This is a genomic window from Absicoccus porci (assembly GCF_003725415.1).
In the GTDB taxonomy this organism is placed as follows: Bacteria; Bacillota_I; Bacilli_A; order Erysipelotrichales; family Erysipelotrichaceae; genus Absicoccus; species Absicoccus porci.
This window is the reverse complement of record NZ_RJQC01000001.1, coordinates 511,554-531,197: the sequence shown is the minus strand read 5'-3', so window position 1 is coordinate 531,197 and position 19,644 is coordinate 511,554. Positions and strand designations below refer to the sequence as shown.

19 protein-coding genes and 1 other annotated feature are annotated in these 19,644 nt (G+C 38.0%); of the genes, 1 reads left to right on the top strand and 18 read right to left on the bottom strand.

Annotation, left to right across the window (positions count from 1 at the left end; all coding sequences use genetic code 11):
* Window positions 1–88: 88 nt before the first annotated feature.
* From EDX97_RS02690 to EDX97_RS02665, 6 genes are all read right to left on the bottom strand, one after another.
* Entirely contained in the window at window positions 89–2,704 is a 2,616-nt protein-coding gene (locus EDX97_RS02690) for a valine--tRNA ligase (RefSeq protein WP_128519645.1), read from the bottom strand.
* Window positions 2,705–2,736: 32 nt separating this feature from the next.
* Window positions 2,737–2,940, bottom strand: a binding site (T-box leader).
* Window positions 2,941–2,987: 47 nt separating this feature from the next.
* On the bottom strand, window positions 2,988–4,664 hold the full coding sequence (locus EDX97_RS02685; protein WP_128519644.1) for a M3 family oligoendopeptidase: 1,677 nt from the start codon (window positions 4,662–4,664) through the stop codon (window positions 2,988–2,990).
* A gap of 58 nt (window positions 4,665–4,722) precedes the next feature.
* Complete coding sequence (ptsP, locus tag EDX97_RS02680) at window positions 4,723–6,429, bottom strand: phosphoenolpyruvate--protein phosphotransferase (protein ID WP_128519643.1); 1,707 nt, start codon at window positions 6,427–6,429, stop codon at window positions 4,723–4,725.
* Window positions 6,430–6,551: 122 nt separating this feature from the next.
* Window positions 6,552–7,163 (bottom strand): ECF transporter S component, encoded by a 612-nt coding sequence (locus tag EDX97_RS02675; RefSeq protein WP_128519642.1) that lies wholly within the window; start codon window positions 7,161–7,163, stop codon window positions 6,552–6,554.
* Between the two features lie 146 nt (window positions 7,164–7,309).
* Entirely contained in the window at window positions 7,310–9,379 is a 2,070-nt protein-coding gene (fusA, locus tag EDX97_RS02670) for an elongation factor G (protein WP_128519641.1), read from the bottom strand.
* 14 nt (window positions 9,380–9,393) lie between these two features.
* Entirely contained in the window at window positions 9,394–10,065 is a 672-nt protein-coding gene (locus EDX97_RS02665) for an ankyrin repeat domain-containing protein (RefSeq protein WP_128519640.1), read from the bottom strand.
* A gap of 253 nt (window positions 10,066–10,318) precedes the next feature.
* Here EDX97_RS02665 and EDX97_RS02660 point away from each other — a divergent pair, with 253 nt between their 5' ends.
* Entirely contained in the window at window positions 10,319–11,089 is a 771-nt protein-coding gene (locus EDX97_RS02660; RefSeq protein WP_128519639.1) for a Cof-type HAD-IIB family hydrolase, read from the top strand.
* On the opposite strand, the gene rnr is transcribed toward EDX97_RS02660, so the two are convergent.
* From rnr to gap, 12 genes are all read right to left on the bottom strand, one after another.
* Window positions 11,058–13,121: a ribonuclease R gene (gene rnr, locus EDX97_RS02655; protein WP_128519638.1), complete on the bottom strand. Its 2,064-nt coding sequence runs from the start codon at window positions 13,119–13,121 to the stop codon at window positions 11,058–11,060. The genes EDX97_RS02660 and rnr overlap by 32 nt on opposite strands.
* A gap of 44 nt (window positions 13,122–13,165) precedes the next feature.
* Window positions 13,166–13,396, bottom strand: coding sequence for a preprotein translocase subunit SecG (secG, locus tag EDX97_RS02650; protein ID WP_128519637.1), 231 nt, complete (start codon window positions 13,394–13,396; stop codon window positions 13,166–13,168).
* Between the two features lie 14 nt (window positions 13,397–13,410).
* Window positions 13,411–14,190, bottom strand: a complete 780-nt coding sequence (locus tag EDX97_RS02645) for an HAD-IIA family hydrolase (RefSeq protein ID WP_128519636.1) — start codon at window positions 14,188–14,190, stop codon at window positions 13,411–13,413.
* Between the two features lie 18 nt (window positions 14,191–14,208).
* On the bottom strand, window positions 14,209–14,760 hold the full coding sequence (gene nusG / locus EDX97_RS02640) for a transcription termination/antitermination protein NusG (protein WP_128519635.1): 552 nt from the start codon (window positions 14,758–14,760) through the stop codon (window positions 14,209–14,211).
* A 9-nt stretch (window positions 14,761–14,769) separates the two neighbouring features.
* Window positions 14,770–14,976, bottom strand: a complete 207-nt coding sequence (gene secE / locus EDX97_RS02635) for a preprotein translocase subunit SecE (protein ID WP_128519634.1) — start codon at window positions 14,974–14,976, stop codon at window positions 14,770–14,772.
* Between the two features lie 6 nt (window positions 14,977–14,982).
* The gene (rpmG, locus tag EDX97_RS02630; protein ID WP_128519633.1) at window positions 14,983–15,132 is read right to left on the bottom strand and encodes a 50S ribosomal protein L33; all 150 of its coding nucleotides are present in this window, start codon (window positions 15,130–15,132) and stop codon (window positions 14,983–14,985) included.
* A gap of 49 nt (window positions 15,133–15,181) precedes the next feature.
* Window positions 15,182–15,760: a sigma-70 RNA polymerase sigma factor region 4 domain-containing protein gene (locus EDX97_RS02625; RefSeq protein ID WP_128519632.1), complete on the bottom strand. Its 579-nt coding sequence runs from the start codon at window positions 15,758–15,760 to the stop codon at window positions 15,182–15,184.
* Between the two features lie 25 nt (window positions 15,761–15,785).
* Window positions 15,786–16,490, bottom strand: coding sequence for a 23S rRNA (guanosine(2251)-2'-O)-methyltransferase RlmB (rlmB, locus tag EDX97_RS02620; protein ID WP_128519631.1), 705 nt, complete (start codon window positions 16,488–16,490; stop codon window positions 15,786–15,788).
* Window positions 16,487–16,873, bottom strand: coding sequence for a Mini-ribonuclease 3 (locus EDX97_RS02615; RefSeq protein ID WP_128519630.1), 387 nt, complete (start codon window positions 16,871–16,873; stop codon window positions 16,487–16,489). The genes rlmB and EDX97_RS02615 overlap by 4 nt, the downstream gene beginning before the upstream one ends.
* Entirely contained in the window at window positions 16,873–18,225 is a 1,353-nt protein-coding gene (gene cysS, locus EDX97_RS02610) for a cysteine--tRNA ligase (RefSeq protein WP_128519629.1), read from the bottom strand. Before cysS ends, EDX97_RS02615 begins: the two co-directional genes overlap by 1 nt.
* A 12-nt stretch (window positions 18,226–18,237) precedes the next feature.
* A complete protein-coding gene (locus EDX97_RS11660; protein WP_173446873.1) occupies window positions 18,238–18,411 on the bottom strand; it encodes a hypothetical protein in 174 nt (57 codons plus the stop codon).
* A 105-nt stretch (window positions 18,412–18,516) separates the two neighbouring features.
* Window positions 18,517–19,530: a type I glyceraldehyde-3-phosphate dehydrogenase gene (gap, locus tag EDX97_RS02605; RefSeq protein WP_128519628.1), complete on the bottom strand. Its 1,014-nt coding sequence runs from the start codon at window positions 19,528–19,530 to the stop codon at window positions 18,517–18,519.
* Between the last annotated feature and the right edge of the window lie 114 nt (window positions 19,531–19,644).

Below are 19,644 nucleotides of genomic sequence, written 5' to 3'. Positions count from 1 at the left end.
TACATTCAATTCTACCTAATTTGTATATTTTGTCAACAAATCTTATTTTAAGAATAAGATTTGTTGACCCCCCCCCGAATTTCAGAGACTATTTTGACAAAAGTTCATTTAATTGCTTTTGTGTCAAAGTTAATTCTTGTTGATATTTTGCTAATTTATCTCGTTCTTGATTCACTTTTGCTTCTGGTGCTTTCTTAACAAAACCAGGATTATGTAACATTCCATCGGCACGTTTGATTTCTTTATTTAATCGCTCAATTTCTTTGGTTAATTTTGCCTTTTCTTTTTCAACATCAACCAAATCACCCATCGCACAGGTAAATACAAACTGACCAATCGTACGTGATAAGATATCATCGGTATGGAGATCCTTTACATTTTGTGCATGACACATCTTGTTCAATACAGCATCAGCATCTTTCGATAAAGCCACCCAGTTGCCATTTTTATCACGTAAAGAAATCGTTAGATCTTTGCTTGGTTTCATATCATAGTTTGTCTTGACTTCACGAACTGTCTCAATTGTTGACATAACCAGATTCATCTCTTCTTTTTCGGCATCTGTATACGCAAAAGAAATCGCTTCTGGCCAAGTTTCAACATTTAAGCTTTCTTTATCATGTGGCAAATCCAAATAAATTTCTTCCGTCACAAATGGCATGAATGGTGACAACAATTTCAAAATATTGATCATGACAGTATATAGAACGGCTTTGGTTGAAGCCACTACATTTGGATCTTCACTAAACAATGTAGCTTTGCTCAACTCGATATACCAGGAACAGAAATCATTCCAAACGAAATTGTATAATTCATTTCCAACAATGGCTAATTCGTATTTATCCATATTGTCCGTAACATGGGCTAATACTTCATTAAAGCGTGATAGGATCCACTTATCACTGCTAGATAAATGTTCAGGATCTAAGACTGGTTTTTCATCGCCCACTTGCATTTGTACATAACGGGCTGCATTCCAGATCTTATTAATGAAATTCCAAGCTGCATCCACTTTGGTTTCATCGTAACGTACATCTTGACCAGGTGTTGAATTTGTGGTCAGGAAGAAACGCAAAGCATCGGCTCCTTTATCTTGAATAACATCCATCGGATCAATTCCATTACCCAACGATTTAGACATCTTACGGCCTTGACTGTCACGAACCAAACCATGAATCAAAACATCTTTAAATGGTCGGTTATGCATCGCAAACCGCGTCTGGAAAGCCATACGAGCAACCCAGAAGAAAATAATATCATAACCCGTTACCAAGGTATCATTTGGGAAATATCGTTCTAGATCGGGTGTATCTTCTGGCCAACCCAACGTGGAGAATGGCCATAAACCAGAAGAGAACCAAGTATCCAAAACATCTTCATCCTGGATCCAAGTGTCTGTATCTTCCGGATCTTCCATTCCTACATAGATTTCGCCTGTATTTTTATTTGTCCAAGCAGGAATTCGATGACCCCACCATAATTGACGAGAAATACACCAATCTTCAATATTTTCCAACCACTGTGTAAAAGTTTTTTCAAAACGAGAAGGAATAAAATGAATCTTTTGATCTTCATCTTGTTGACATTTTAATACTTCCTCGGCCAATGGTTTCATCTTCACAAACCACTGTTTGCTTAAGTATGGCTCAACAATAACTCCTGTTCGTTGAGAGTGGCCGACTTGATGGGCATGTTCTTCAATATGATCTACAACACCGGCTGCTTCAAAATCTTTGACCAATGCATCTCGACATTCAAAACGATCCATACCAGCATATTTACCGCACATTTCTTTCATCGTACCATCTGGATTCATACAAATTGGCATAGGCAAATGATATTTTTGTGCTAAGGCAAAGTCATTTGGATCATGAGCTGGTGTACATTTCATAACAGCTGTACCAAAGCTCATATCAATATAATCATCCGCCATGATTGGTAATTCATCACCATTAGCTGGATTGATTGCATGCATGCCGACAATATCTTTATATCGATCATCATCTGGATGAACAAAGATAGCTTGGTCAGCAAACATTGTTTCTGGACGCGTTGTCGCAATCACTAATTCTTTTCCGGTTTCCACAATTTTGTATTTAAAATAATACATATGACCCGGAATTTCTTTATGTTCCACTTCGATATTGGACAAAGCAGTCTTTGCTTCTGGATCCCAGTTGATGATTCTTTCGCCTTGATAAATCAAACCATCATTATATAAATCTACGAATGTTTTACGAACAGCTTTTGAAAGTCCTTCATCCAAAGTAAATCTTTCGCGTGTGTAGTCCAAAGATAATCCTAATTTGGCCCATTGACTACGAATGGTTGTCGCATATTCTTCCTTCCATTCCCAAGCGCGTTCCAAAAATTTTTCTCGTCCAATATCATAACGAGAAATACCTTCTTCTTTTAATCGAGCATCGACTTTTGCTTGGGTTGCGATACCGGCATGATCCATGCCAGGCAACCATAAAACATCATAGCCACGCATACGTTTATAACGAGCTAAAATATCTTGAATGGTCGTATCCCATGCATGTCCTAAATGTAGTTTACCCGTTACATTTGGAGGAGGAATGACCATACAGTACGGATGCTTGCTGGTATCCCCTGCTGTAAAGTATCCCTTATCTACCCACGATTGATAGCGGTTTTCTTCTACGGCCAAATGGTCGTATTTTGGTGCCATTTCTTTACTCATATCCTCAATCCTTTCCAAAAAAAAAGCACATCCGAAAGGACGTGCTTTGACGTGGTACCACCTAACTTTGCATCGAAAAATGCCTTATTCACATAACGCTGTGTCTGCGAGATTTCCTACTTCATTCAAAAATCCAGCTCCTAGACTACCTTCATCTTTTTCGCAGATCCCTTTTCACCAACCAGAGACTCTCTATCCTGTATCAAAAGATTACTCCTTCTATTCGTCGCTTTTCTAGTTAATAATAACGAAATAGACAGTTTTTTTCAAGCCAATTTCAACGTTAATAGTTGGAATTCTCTAACCATGCACATACCGGTTTCATGGTCTTCTCTAAGCAGCCTGGATCAAATGGCACGATAAGGCCTGCTTCTTTGACCAATTGACGAAATGGTAAAGTACCACCCAACGAACATAGATGTTGATAATCCTTAAATACCTGTTCATCTTTGCGGCACCAAAATTCCAAAGCACAAACTTGTGCTAACGTATAATCGATATAATAAAATGGATCCATGAAAATATGTAACTGGCGCATCCACCAACCACCATTTTCTAAGAAAGGAATTTCGTCATAATTTTTCTGTGGTAAATATTGTTTTTCTAATTTTCGCCAACAATCCATTCGTCGTAATGGACTCCATTGTGGATGGGCATATACTTCATGTTGAAAATGATCCACTAAAACCCCATAAGGCAAAAATTTAACAGCTCCCGATACATGGGCAAAACGATAGGCATCGGCTTTATCGCCAAAAAAGTGTTCCATCCATGGATGCGTAAAAAATTCCATTGACATCGAATGAATTTCACACGATTCATACGTTGGCCAAATACATTCACTTGGACGAATATCTTTTGAGCAATATACCTGATAGGCATGACCAGCCTCGTGTGTTAAGGTTTCGACATCCTGATTGGTATGGTTGCCATTCGCAAAGATAAAAGGACTCTGATAAGCAGGAATATACGTACAATATCCACCAGGTGCTTTGTTTGGTTTTGCTTCTAGATCCATTAAATCATGATCCAACATAAATTGAAAAAAAGAACCTGTTGAAGGGCTCAATTCCTGATACATCTGTAAAGCCGATTGACAAAGACCGTCTATATCCTGAATGGGCGTGGGATTTCCCTCTTTAAATTCCACTTTTTCATCCCATGTATAGAGTTTATCCACCCCAAGTCGTTTGGCTTGTCGTTTGTATAATTGTTGGGCAATGGGTACAACCACATCAAGAATTTGTTTCCGATAACCGGCTACATCTTCCTGATTATAATCATAGCGATACATACGTTTGTATCCGAGTTCAATATAGTTCTTATAGCCTAGCTTTTTAGCCATCGTATCTCTGGTTTTGACCAATTGATCATACAATTTATTTAAATCATCTTGATGTTCATTAAACCATCCCCAATAAGCTTTGGTTGCTCCTTTGCGTACCTTTCGATCTTTTGATGTCATGAGTGGTTCTAATTGTGAAAGTGTATAGACTTTTCCATTAAATTCAATTTGACTGGAAGCAATCAAAGCCTGATATTTCGAAGACAATTCATTTTCCTTTTGTAGTTCGGGAATGATCGCATCCGAAAAAGTTTGTTGGTCCATTTCCTTTGATAAAAAATACGTAATGGGTACATCTTTCTTTAATTGTTCACAATAGTGACTATGTAAGATTGCCGCATCGGTTTGATGAAAATTCGATTGGATTTCTGGCAATACTTGATCCCAATAATCATTTTCTTGTTGGTAAAAGGGATCCTTTGTATTGATAGAATGGCGAATTTGACAAAGCGTCACATTCGATTCCAAAGCCTGATCATAGGTATCCATTTCATCAAAGGCGGCTTTAAATTGGGCATAGGAATCAGCTGTTTCTAGTCGATGCTGAAAACCTTCGATCTTCTTTTGGATTTCTTTTTTGTCCATATGTTCATATGTATATTCATTAAATTTCATAGATAGCTCCTAACTAAAAAAAGCCACAAAAGACACCTTTTGTGGCTATCGATCAAAACTATTTTCCTAAACGTTTTTTAATAACTTCTTGTACTTCTTCCATTGTTTCTTTTTCAACACATTCTGCAGCTAATGCTTGAGCATCGGCATAAGACATGTTGTTGATTGTCTTACGAGCACGAAGAATTTGTGTAGCACTCATAGAGAATTCATCCAATCCAAGTCCTAAAAGAACGGGAGCAGCTAATTCATCACCAGCCATGGCACCACACATGCCACACCAACTACCATTCTTATGTGCACCTTCGATTGTCATCTTGACTAAACGTAAGATACTTGGATTCAATGGTTGATATAAATAAGAAACATGTTCTGACATACGGTCAGCAGCCATTGAATATTGAATCAAGTCATTTGTACCAATGGAGAAGAAATCAGCATATTTAGAGAATTGATCAGCCAATGCAGCAGCAGCTGGAATTTCTACCATCATACCAACTTCGATATCGTCAGCAACTTTTACACCTTCAGCAATTAATTTAGCTTTTTCTTCTTCATAAATCGCTTTTGCTTGACGGAATTCGTTGATCGTAGCGATCATTGGGAACATGATTGCTAAACGGCCATAAACGGATGCACGACATAAAGCACGAAGTTGTGTACGGAATACATCTTGTTCTTTCAAGCATAGACGAATGGCACGATAACCTAAGAATGGGTTCATTTCTTCTGGGAATTGATAATAAGATAATTTCTTATCACCACCGATATCCAATGTACGAACAACAACTCGTTTACCTTGCATACCTTCTAATACTTTCTTGTAAGCTTCAAATTGTTCATCTTCTGTTGGGAAATGATCGCTGCCCATGTATAAGAATTCGGTACGGAAAAGACCAACGCCTTCACCACCATTTTTCAATACACCAGCGACATCATCAAATCCACCAATGTTACCAGCAATATCCACTTTGTGGCCATCTGGCGTTACTGTTTCTTGGTTAACCAATACTTGTAATTCTTCTTTTTCTTTTGCATATGCAGCTGCTTTATCTTTATATGCTTGGATCGTTGCTTCGTCTGGATTGATAATAACTTCGCCATCTAAAGCATCCAAAGCAATGACATCCCCTGTCTTACAAGCATCCATAACACCTGGACAACCAACGACAGCTGGAATTTCCAAAGAGTTAGCCATGATAGCAGAGTGTGATGTTTTACCACCAATTTCCGTAGCAAAACCTTTTACATATTCATTCAATTGGGCTGTATCACTTGGGGTTAAGTCATGGGCAACAATGATTGAATCTTCATCAATCGATGTCAAATCAGGAATAACTAATCCTAATAAGTTGCATTTCAAACGGAAAGTAACATCTTTAACATCCGCTGCTCTTTCACGGAAATAATCATTATCCATGCTTTCAAACATCGTAACCATTTGATCAGCTACTTGTTCGGTTGCATATTCTGCATTGACTTTGTCGTTTTTGATCATTTGTTGGATCTGACCAGCTAATTCAGGGTCATTGACCATCATCAAATGAGCATCAAAGACAGCTAATTCATCAGCTGCTAAACGTTTTGCTGCACGTTCTTTTACACCTTCAATATCTTTTACTGTTTTTTCAAGTGCTGCATCAAATTTTTTTAATTCTTCATCAACATCACAATTTTCTTTTTTTGTGATGACAACCTTTGGTGTCTCTAGTTTATAGACCTTGGCAACAGATACACCAGCACTTGCCGCAATACCTTTTAACATGATTTACGATTCCTCCTATAATGCGTGATGAACGCTTTCATTCCCTAAAATTTTAACACTATTCCCCCACTATCGCAACTAGTGCAAACCAGAAAAAAAGTCCAAGAGAACTTGAACTTTCATTATTTATTCCAAATCTTACGCAAAGGTACACTAACAGCACAGGTTACAACACAGCATAATATGGCTTCCAAAACACCTTGTAGACCAACAACCACGACAACAAAAGCAAATGGATTGGAAACATGTAAGGCACTGACTAAATTTTGAATATATTCCGTTTGATAAAAGAACAATACCAATGATCCCATAAAGAAGACCGTATTTAATACAGCTGCCAATAAGCCACCCAAAGCACAAGATAATTTTTCTTTCTTTGGCATCGCTTTCTGCAAGGCTTTAAAAATCAAACCAGTACACCAACCCATTAAAACACGGGCTACAAAACAAACCACAAAACAAGCAAATGGATTGATACTAAACATCATGGTGCCCATGGCACTTCGTCCGGATATAGCACTAAATAAAGATGTTAAACCAAAAACACCACCAAGTATAGCACCATCAGTAGGTCCCATCACCACGGCTCCAATCGCTACCGGAATGGTCAATAAACTCATTTGAATAGGGCCAATTTGTAGATACCCCAATGGTGTGTACGACATGACGACGATGATGGCAATCAACAAAGCCAAGGCGGCCATGCGTCGTACCGAACTGTTTGACTGATTCATATTCAATTTTCCTCCTACTCTCGTTCCTAAAGGATACGATGTAAATAAATCATCTGGCATTCTTGTCAATGACTGTTAATCGATCAGTTTTGACTTGCCTTTTTGATTATACACCACAAAGAAAAAAGACCCAAGAAAACTTGGATCTATTTTTGATGTTGAGCAATGATCTTCTGACTGATATTATCAGGAACTGGATCATAACGATCCATTTCCATGGTATAGCTGCCTAAACCTTGTGACATACTGCGAAGATCAAGCGCATATCGTAACATTTCAGCAAGTGGAACTTGTGCGGTAATGATTTGGTTATCATCCACTGGTTCCATACCCATAATGGCACCTCGACGTTTATTCAAATCACCAATAATGGTTCCGGTATAACTATCTGGTACTTCTATCGTTACATTCATGATTGGTTCGAGTAAGATTGGATGAGCTTTGGTCATCGCATCTTTGAAAGCCAAGTGAGCCGCTAATTTAAATGCCATTTCGCTGGAATCCACATCATGATATTTACCATCCATCAATGTTGTTTTCAAATTGACCATCTTATAGCCGGCCAATGGTCCTGCTTCACAACATTCACGCAAACCAGTCTCAACAGCCGGGAAATATTGTTTCGGAACAGCACCACCAAATACTTTTTCATCAAAGACCATTTCTTCTTCATCTGGATTTGGTTCAAAATCTACAAAAACATGACCAAACTGTCCATGTCCACCGGACTGTTTCTTATGACGACCTTCACCTGTTGCTTTTTTCGTTATGGTTTCACGATACGTGACTTTTGGATCCGCCTTGGTGACATTGACTTTATACTTATTTGCCAATTTGCTCAATAAAACATCTAAGTGTTGATCGCCGACACCATATAAAACGGTTTCTTTGGTTTCGGGATTGTTCTCTACTTTAAACGTAGGATCTTCTTCTAATAAACGAGCTAAACCTGTTGATAATTTATCTTCATCGTTTTTCGTTTTAGGGAAAATAGCTTGTCCATACATTGGTGTATCAAATTGGATTGGATCTGCCATCAATAATTTATCTTTTTCACACAATGTATCATTGGTATGTGTATTTTGAAGTTTTGTGACCGCACCAATATCACCAGTAAACAGTTTACCAATAGCAGTCTGATGTTTTCCCTTGATCGTATAGATGGCACTGATCTTTTCAGGTTGTCCATTGGATGCATTATAAACTGTTGAATCGCTGGACAATACACCACTTAACACTTTTAAATACGAAATACGACCGACAAATGGATCCATGATCGTTTTGAATACTTGTGCTGTCAATGTTTCGGTTTCACTCGTCATCAATTCGACTTTTTCACCTTTTGGTGTTGTTGCCACATACAACCCTTTTTCTGAATACGTTGGGAAATAATCAACGATTAAATCCATCAAACGACGAATACCAATCATTTCCGTAGCACTACCTGAATAGACCGGAACAATTTCACCATTTCGAATGCCAATACGAACACCGCGTGTTAATTCAGCATCACTGAATGCCTCGCCAGAAAAGAATTTTTCCATCAATTCGTCATCGCCCATCGCAACGGCTTCGGCAATCTGATCTTTATAAATGCTCACGGCATCTTCCAATTCTTCAGGTACAGGTTGGGCTACGCTTTCATTGGCTTTTGGTCCTTTATAGTACCATGCTTTATTGCGAATGATATTGACAGAACCAACAATAGTATGATCTTCAACAATAGGCAATTCAAACGGAATGACATTTTTACCAAATTGCTCACGCAAGGCATCATATGCTGTTTCAAAATCTGTATCTGGATCATCCAAATGGTTAATAAAGAAAATGGCTGGTTTTTTAGCTTGAACTGCTTTTTTATAAGCCAATTTAGTTCCAGAAGCCAATGGATCACGAGCATCCGCAACAATTAAGATATTGTCACCAACCGCAAATCCTGCTTCTTGTTCACCAACATAATCCAAATAGCCAGGTGTATCAATAAAATTGATTTTCGAATTATCCCATTCGATGGGGATGATCGTTGTATAGATACTTGCACCTCGCTTAATTTCTTCTGGATCAAAATCAATCATGGAAGAGCCTTCGGATGTTTTGCCAAATCGATCGGTTGCTTTCGTGAAATACAATAAAGATTCCATGACCGCTGTTTTACCCGATCCACTATGACCCATGACAGTCACGTTTCGAACTTCATTACTTAAATAATCTCTCATAGTTATGGCTCCTACTATCTTAAGATTGGCTCCAATTGAGCACGATTGGATTCACGTACATAATCCAAAGCTGTACGTCCTTGTTTGTCTAACATATCTTTATCGGCATCATAAGCCAACAATTTTTCAATCAAACTAGGATATCCACCATAAGCGGCACGCATTAAGGCTGTGCATCCATTATTATCAAATAAATTTACGTTCGCATTGCGATCCAATAAAATGGCTACAGTATCACGTTTAAAGGCAATACATGCTTCCATCAAAGCAGTACGACCCACTTCATCTTGGGCATTGATATCAGCACCTGCATCCAACAAAACACCAACACAACGATCACGACCTAAGAATGCCGCACGCATCAAAGCGGTACGACCCCGATCGTCTTTCGCATTCACATCGGCTCCAGCTAAAATCAATGCTTTACAAATTGTACGATTTCCCTTTTTTGCTGCACCCATCAATGCCGTCTTACCATTATTATCCGTCATATTTACATCGGCACCATTATCAATCAAAAGCTGTACGATATCCTTATTATCTCGTTTGGCAGCACGCATCAGGGCAGAACGACCATCACCATTTTGATAGTTCACATCGGCACCCGCTTTAATTTGTGCAGCAGCCATTGGGAAATCACCATTTGCACATGCATCCCAGAATACTTTGTTGAAATTTTGATCCATTTTGAATCCTCCTTATATTGAATCAAGTATGAAAAAAACTGGATACATCAAATACCCAGCTATAGCTCTCGAAAAGAGCAACCATTACCGATGAAAATCATAACTACAGCTTGTCCTTGATTCATACTGATCACTCCCTTCGTTTGACAGTTCCATTATACCTTTGGTCAGTGAAGGGTCAAATCAAGTACCAATCTGGACAAAGATACTACCAAGATTGACATGTGATAAAGATGTTCCTTATAATTTGAGCATGATTAAAATTATTTTCTTTGATATTGACAATACGTTGATTCCTTTGGGAGCAACTCAAATCGAACCAAAACTAATCAATGCTTTGCATCAGTTACAAGCTAAAGGCATTAAACTCGTATTAGCTACAGGACGTCCTAGTTTTTATCTACCGCATTTTGATCATATTCATTTTGATGCTTTTTTGACATTCAATGGTCAATATTGCTTCAATGCAACACAAACAATTTATGCCAATCCTCTCTCGCATAAAGATATTATGACCGTATTGGAAAATGCCAAGCAACTCCATAAAGCCGTAGCTTTAACCACCAGCAAGAAATTAGAAGCCACCTATTATCAATCGGAACTGGAACGCTACTTTGCGATTGCGAATCAGTCCATGTCAATCACAAATGACCTACATGCACTCCTTCATCAAGATATCTATCAAATGATGATTGCGACTAAAGAAAGTCAAGACATGCAAGTATTGAAAAATACACATCATCTGCAAATCGTACGATGGATTGATTTTGCAGCCGATATCATTCCTTTAGATGGTGGCAAAGCCAAAGGAATGGAAGCCATGATCAAGCATTATGGCATTCACAAAGATGAAACGATGGCTTTTGGCGATGGTGGCAATGATGCCGAAATGGTGCAGTTTGCCCATATCGGAGTGGCCATGGGCAACGCCTTAGACCAAGTAAAAGCCATTGCCGATTATGTAACGAGTGATGTTGATAAAGATGGATTGATCAATGCTTTTTCCCATTTTGGCTTGTTGTAAGAGCAAATTCAACATGTCCTTTTGGTACATCCACACCCGTACATACAACTCGTACTTTCTGGCCTAGTTGATAGGCCTTTTTTTGTGATCGAGCTTGTAATGTCAAGGTATCTTCATCAAAGATATAGAAATCATCCATTAGCGTATGCACAGGTACTAAACCCTCAATCGTATTGGATAATTCCACAAAGAAACCAAACTTCTGTACGCCGGAAATCATCCCTGTATAGACCCGGCCGATATTCTTCTGCATATATTCGGCTTTTTTATAATCATTGACCAAGCGTTCGATAGCAATGGCTTCGCGTTCTTTTTCCGATACATGCTCGGCTTGCTGGCCAATCGCGTGGATATCTTTCGATACTTGCTCTCGATCTTGTTTTTCAAAAAGATACTTTCGTAACATACGATGAACAACCAAATCGGAATACCGTCGAATGGGTGAAGTAAAATGGCAATATTCTTCTAAAGCAAGGCCAAAGTGCCCCAAACAATCCGCATCATAATAGGCTTTTTCCATGGCTCGCAAACTAATCATGGAAATAATTGGATAGGCTTCATTCTCTTCTAAGGATGATAAAAATTGTGCTAAGACTTTGGGTTCAATTTCATCGGGCATAATATCATAGGATAAATGTAATGCCAGGGCCATGGTATTGATCGTGCTCGCTTTTTCAGGATTGGGTTTTAAATGGACACGATACATACAAGGTAAATGGGCTTGATGTAAACAGTTGGCCACACACACATTGGCTAGAATCATACATTGTTCAATCATTTCTTCTGCATAGCCTCGTGTCTTTTCGTAAACATCGACAGCTTTCCCTTTATCATTGAGAACGATGGCTGGTTCTTTGGTTTCAAATTGAATGGCTCCTCGTTCCTTTGCTTGGTTTTCTAAAAGATAGGCACAAGCTTCAAGATCGAATAATTGATTTCGAATACGGGCATATTCGGAAACAACATTTCCTTCTAACAATTGATTCACTTTTTTATATGTACAACGCTGATTGGAATGAATCAAAGATGGATAAATCTTGTAGGAGGTGCAATGACCCGTTGCATCAATTTCCATTTGTACGGTCAATGTGCAACGATCCACGTTTGGATTCAAGGAACAAATGCCATTGGATAGATCAAAAGGTAACATAGGAATGACTCGATCACATACATAGATACTTGTGGAACGAGCAAAAGCTTCGCGATCAATGGCGCTTTTGGTTTGTACATAATGGCTGACATCCGCAATATGTACGTATAAACGATAGCCGCTTGGTTTTCTTTCAATGGAAATCGCGTCATCAAAGTCTTTCGCGTCATCGCCATCAATCGTAAACGTAATCAAGCTTCGCAGATCAACACGATTCTCCCGATCCTGATCACGAACTTCATGAGGGATTTTCTTCAATTCTTTTTGTACTTTCTCATTAAAGTGCATACGCACTTTATTGGCATACAACATGGAAGTAATATCTACACCAGGATCTTTTTCGTTGCCAATGATCTCACTAATTTTGATTTCCACTGGTCTTGCATAATTTGTGATTTGAGCAACAACTTTCGTACCTGGACGAAGTGAATGATCCATCGTTTTTAATTGAAACTCACAATGATAATCAATATCACTATGAAAAACCAATTGTTTCTTTCGTCTAACCATCGTACCTGTTAATTGATGAATCGTATGTTCATAGACACGAACTACTTTTTTAGTTTGGATATCAACCAAAACCAAATCATCAACGAACAGACCTTCATTTTTATGTTTAGGCAGATATATTTTCTGCACGCCATCGGATAGCATCCATTCAAATCGTGAGATATCTTTCAGCTTACCAACCAAATATTGATTGGCATCCATTCGCATATAGTGATGATGATTGTTCAATAGGATATGTTTATCCTCCAATACATTCAATGTCTTTACCAATTGTACAAAGGCTTCGGTTGAGCGTAGATTCAAAGCTGCCTCGATTTCGTTTAATGTCCAATTTTGTTTTTGATCAAATAGAGCCAAAATTTTATCTTCCATAGAACTTCCCTCCTTCCACAAAAAAAGGCCTTAATGGCCTAACCTTAAATGACTTGTAGTGCAAGTACTAAACAAAAGAACGCGATACCACAAAGCAATGTCAAACGACTGATGACTTTTTCGGGTCCTCTTTCTTTTTGTACCGCAAATAAGTTCAAATCACCGCTACCGGTAAAGGCTGCCGATAAACCATCGGATTTTCCACCCTGTAGCAATGTTAAGATAATGATCAATCCGGAAACGATCATCAAAATAATATTCAAGGTATCTTCCATGTTCCTTCCTCTTTTCAATCTTGAAGTATTGTATCATACTCCACACATTCCATCAAATTGGATACGATCCAAGTGGGATGGATATTCAATGTCGCAATATCTTTTCTTGTATGGACACCAGTTTCGACAAAAATTGTTTGTACCCCATTTTCATAGCCTAAACGTATATCTGTTTCTAAGTTATCACCAATCAAGATCACATCTTCTTTCTTGAGATGAAAATGGCGTAGAAACAAATCCAACATCGTTTTGGATGGTTTAGCTATATCGGGACTTTGGGTGTTTGTCGCATATTCAAACATGGCAACAACACTGCCATTTCCCACTTCAAACCCGCCGGGTTTTGCCAAGATACGATCTTTATTGGTTCCAATGAGTTTAGCCCCTTGTAGAAGACAAGTCAATGCATGGGAATACATCGCATAGTCACCTTTTTTGGTCAAACCCACAAACACAAAGTCGGGATGATCATCCGTAATGGTAAACCCTGCATCCAACAAGGCTTGTTCCATACCTTTTTCACCAATGAAAAAAGCTTTTCTGCCCGAATATTTTTCTTTTACGTACTGACAGCTAGCCATCGCACTATTATAAAATTGTGAGGCGGATATCCCTGTATATCCCATATTTTCCATGTGTTCCACATTAATTTGCGGTGTACGCATAGAATTATTGGTCAAGAATAAATACGGGATGTTTTGTTTGATACAATAATCTAAAAATTGCTTAGCGGTGTCGATGATTTGGGTGCCACGATACATCGTTCCATCGAGATCAAATACAAGTGTTTTCATATGCATAAAAAGAAAGTCTTACTCGACTTTCTTTAAATCTTGATACGCAATATCGGTAGGTGTTTCTCGACCAAATAAAATCAATAATACCGTTGCTTCTTTTTTCTCTTCATTCATGCTTTCAACGGTACCTTCTGAATTTTTAAATGGACCATTTAAAATTTGAACGGTATCACCAACTTGGAAATCTACCGCAACATTTAGATCTTGATTGCCTAAACGTCGTAATACCGAATCGATTTCTTCTTGTGGCACAGGGAATGGTTTGGCACCTTTACCACTGGAACCAATAAATCCAGTTACCCCTGGTGTATTACGAACCGCAAACCAAGCTTCATCCGACATGATCATTTGTACTAATAAATAACCAGAGAACAAATTTTTGGTCTTCTCTACAGGTTTTCCATTTTTATATTCAATTTCTTTTTCTTCAGCAACTACAATTTGAAATAAGTTATCTTGTAAACCCATCGTATTAATACGACGTTCCAAATTTTCTTTGACCCGGTTTTCTTGTCCGGCATATGTATTGACTACATACCATTCTTTTTTTAAGTCTGTATCTGCCATTCAAACTCCCTACTTTCCAACAATCTTAGAAACTAAACCAGTTGATAATATTTCACACACAAAAAAGTAAAGTCCAAACAAAAGAGTAAAGACGATAACCAATAAACTATCTTTTGAAAGTTGTTTTACACTTGGCCATTTTACTTTTTTTAATTCTCGCATGACATTCGCCGGGGAATATGCCCAACCTTTTTTTTCTTTCTTTTCTTTTGCCATATCTTCTCACTTCGTTTCTTTATGCAACGTGTGTTTTCCACACTTTGGACAATATTTTCGAATTTCTAAACGTTTTGTATTTGTTTTCTTATTTTTCGGTGTGACATAATTTCTTGATAAACATTCGGTACAAACCAAAATCACTTTATCTGCCATATGATTTCACTCCTAACTTTCATAAGATACCATTGAATTGAAAAATTTGTCAATGTACCTGGACCCATTTTTTGATTTTTCTTAGAATATAACGTATTTTTCGAACAGAATACTGATATTGTTGCGCAATTTCATGAGTGGAATAGCCTTGTTGCTTCAAAATTAAAATATCCAATTCCTCTTTGGTGAAATTTTTATCCATCAATTCATATAAATAATCTTTTTGTATATGGACCATGACATCTTCATGAATATGCATTTTAGGATCAGCAATGAGATCGGATGCATAATGTTCAATATCTTCACGAACAGATTGATCCAAATGAAAAACCGGATAATAATTCTGAATGGAATGTGTTTGTTCCATCCGAATGGCATCAATCAACCGATTCTCTAAGGCACGACTATAAAATGATTTTAGAAATTGCCATCGATCGATTCGACAGCGTTGCAAGCATTCATACAATACACAATCCGAAAGTGGTAAATAGTCCATACGATTACGAGTATGAAAGCGATGTTGAATGATAGAAACTGTCATTGGTCGAAATGCTTCGATCAAAGCAGAAAAGGCTTCTTCATCATTCATAAAACAATAATAAATCAACTCATAAATATTTATTTTCATATTGCTCCTTTTTGAGCAAAAAATATTACAGAGGATGTCTTTGACTATGAATTTGGTAAAGCAAAATGCCACAGGCAACACTTGCGTTTAGAGAAGTGATTGAACCTTCCATTGGTAATTTCACTACATAATCACATTGTTTCTTGACCAAAGGGCTCATGCCCTTACCTTCTGAACCAATGACCAAACAAATAGGAACATCGTAAATTCCTTCTCGATAGTCTCGTGCTTTTTCCATATCCGTGCCAATGATCCAATAGCCTTGTTTTTTTAAGGTTTTCAGCGTATTTGTCAAATTATTGACAATACAAGTTGGTACAGTATAAGCCGCTCCTGTACTTGCTTTAATGGCAGAGGGGGTCAAGCCGGCACTTTTGTGTTTGGTCAAGATCATTCCATCCACACCCACACAATCACAGGTACGCAATATAGCTCCCACATTTTGAGGGTCTTGAATTCCATCTAAAGCAACGAGCAAACCATTTGGATGAATCAAGGATTCTAATTCAACCGTTGGAATTTCTTTCACTTCACATACAATACCTTGGTGATGTGAATTCTGAGCGATACGATCCAGTTGTTTGCGATTCATCCATTGATAGGGGATATTGGATTGTTCAATCTGCGCAATACGCTTTTTATCTTTCATTCCTTGTTGCACATAAATGGTTTCAATTTGATCTGGAAATTGCGAAAGCGTTGTCCAGACATTTTTCCCATAAACTATCATAATTGATCTCCTAATTGAATAATCCGATCCATCAATACATTTAATCTTTCGGCATGATCATATAAGTATAAATACCCGAGACAAGCTTCCAATGCGGTTGCTTTCATGTATTGCTCACTCGTCGCATTTTTTGCTTTGGTATGGGGTGATGCATTTCGCCCACGGCGAAGAATTTCTTTTTCATCCGCATTAAAGAAATCTTCTTGGATCAAGGTATCCAAAATGACGGATTGACCTTTGGCGGAACAAACCTTGGCGCTCATACGCTGCAATTTATGTGGATTTTGAATGCCCTTTAGTAAGAAATGTTTACGCACATACATGGTCATGATGGCATCCCCCATCCAAGCCAAACTGATCGCATTTTGATGCACAATTTCCATTAGAGAATTCCTTTAGCTTGTAGTTTGGCACGATATGTATCGGCTACATCAAAGTTTTTGGCTTTGACAGCTTCCCGCCATGCTCGATATGTTTCTTTATCTTCCGTTGTTAGAACGACAGGTTCAAATTCAATACCTAAGACATACAACATTTTTTCAACGGTATTTAAGAGCATACTCACCTTATCGGTATCCATTTGACGTGTACGCAAAGATTGATTCAATTGTTTTACCGCTTCAAATACTGTTGAAATCGCATTTGGTGTATTTAAATCATCATTTAATGCATCCAAAAAGGACTGCCACAAAGTGGTATCTACTTCATCACTTTTGTTTGCATCGGCTATTTGTAGTTTTACTTGTGCCTGACGATACGCTGTTTCAATTCGACCCAATTCTTTTTGTGCTGTCGTAAAACTTTCATTGGATAGATTCAATGGTGCACGATAATGGGTGGAGATCAAGATCCATCGAATAGTGTTGCCACCATATTCAGCAATTAAATCTTTAGCCCATTGCACATTACCAATGGATTTTGACATTTTTTCAAACTTCGATGCCTTATCATCTTTGATGTTGATCATACCATTATGTACCCACATATTCGCTAGATGGGTATGATTGACACATTCGCATTGGGCAATTTCATTTTCATGATGAGGGAATTTTAGATCCAATCCACCTCCATGAATATCAATCAATGGTTTTTTGAATACATCTTGGATCATGACTACGCATTCGGTATGCCAACCTGGACGTCCTTTGGACCATGGGGTATCCCATTGAATGCCTTCATCTGTTGCTTTCCAAAGGGTAAAATCCAATGGATTTTCTTTTTTATCATTTTCATCGATGCGAGCACCAACCATTAAATCTTCACTGTTCTGATGGGATAATTCTCCGTATTTCGAATCGGCACTTACACGAAAATATACATCACCATCAACTTGGTAGGCAGCTCCTTCATCAATCAGCTTTTGAATAAACGCAATGACTTGGTCCATGGTTTCCGTTACACGTGGGGTAACATCTGGTTGATCGGCATGTAAGTCACTTCTTGTTTGGGCATAGGCTTTAATATATTTGTCTGTAATTTCTTTTTCGCTCACATTGTTTTCGATAGCAGCATGAATGATTTTATCATCCACGTCTGTATAGTTGCTTACATATTTTACTTTTAAGCCCTGCACTTCCAGAGCCTTTTTCAATGTATCAAAAACAACGATAGGCCGGGCATTCCCTACGTGTGGATAGTTATATACGGTAGGGCCGCACACATACATAGAAACTTCGCCTGGAACAATAGGTTCCAATGTCTCTATTTTCTGTGTCAAACTATTGTATAGCTTCATTCTTTTCACTCCCTATTTCTCATTTTTATGTTTGTCCATTTCTAAAGATAAATCACGGAATTGTTCCATCCATTTGGGATCCATTCCGTCTTTTTTCATCTTTTCTAAATAGACTTTATCTAGATCATTGACATCTTTTGTCAATTCGTCACGATCTTCATCGGATAATTTTTGTCTGATCGCCATGATTTATTCCTCTCTATGCGTATTTAAAGGATACTCTAAATCACCGTTTTTTTCAATCCAACAAAAAAAGCACTCCGAAGAGTGCTCATTTCATCTCAAAATCAATTAAGCTAATTCAGAGAAGTATTTGATTGTACGAACCATTTGGCTAGTAAATGAGTTTTCATTATCATACCAAGAAACAACTTGTACTTGAGTAGTTCCGTCACCCATATCTACTGCCATTGTTTGTGTTGCATCAAACAATGATCCATAAGTCATACCAACGATATCGCTAGATACGATGTCGTCTTCGTTGTATCCGAATGATTCAGTTGCAGAAGCTTTCATCTTTGCATTGATTTCATCAACGGTTACTTTTCCTTCAACAGAAGCAACTAACAAAGTTGTAGATCCTGTAGGAGTAGGTACACGCTGTGCAGCACCAATCAATTTACCATTCAATTCAGGAACAACCAATCCGATGGCTTTTGCAGCACCTGAAGAAGTTGGAACGATATTTTGAGCAGCAGCACGGCTACGACGTTTGTTGCCTTTACGTTGTGGACCATCCAAAGTCATTTGGTCACCAGTGTAAGAGTGAATTGTGCACATGATACCAGCTTTAACTGGAGCCAATTCATTTAATGCTTTAGCCATAGGAGCTAAGCAGTTTGTTGTACAAGATGCAGCAGAAATGATCTTGTCTTCTGGAGTTAATGTTTTGTGGTTTACATTGTAAACGATTGTCTTCAAATCAGATCCAGCTGGAGCTGAGATAACGACTTTCTTTGCACCTGCATCAATATGAGCTTGTGCTTTTGCTTTTGAAGTGTAGAATCCAGTGCATTCCAATACAACGTCTACGTCTAATTCACCCCAAGGCAATTTAGAAGCGTCAGCTTCTTTATAAATTGTGATTTCTTTTCCATCAACAGTGATTGAACCTTCACCAGCAGAAACTGTATCTGCTAATGCATAAGTTCCTTGTGTAGTATCATACTTCAACAAATATGCTAACATATCAGGGCTAGTCAAATCGTTGATAGCTACTACTTCATACCCTTCAGCACCAAACATTTGACGGAATGCCAAACGTCCAATACGTCCAAAACCGTTGATTGCAACTTTTACTGTCATATCAGTAATTCCTCCTTTAATCAATCATCAATATTATAGAAAATGACACCTTGTTTGTCAATCGTTTCACAACGCATTAAACCGCTTTCATTATCGTTATAACTATCACCTTTT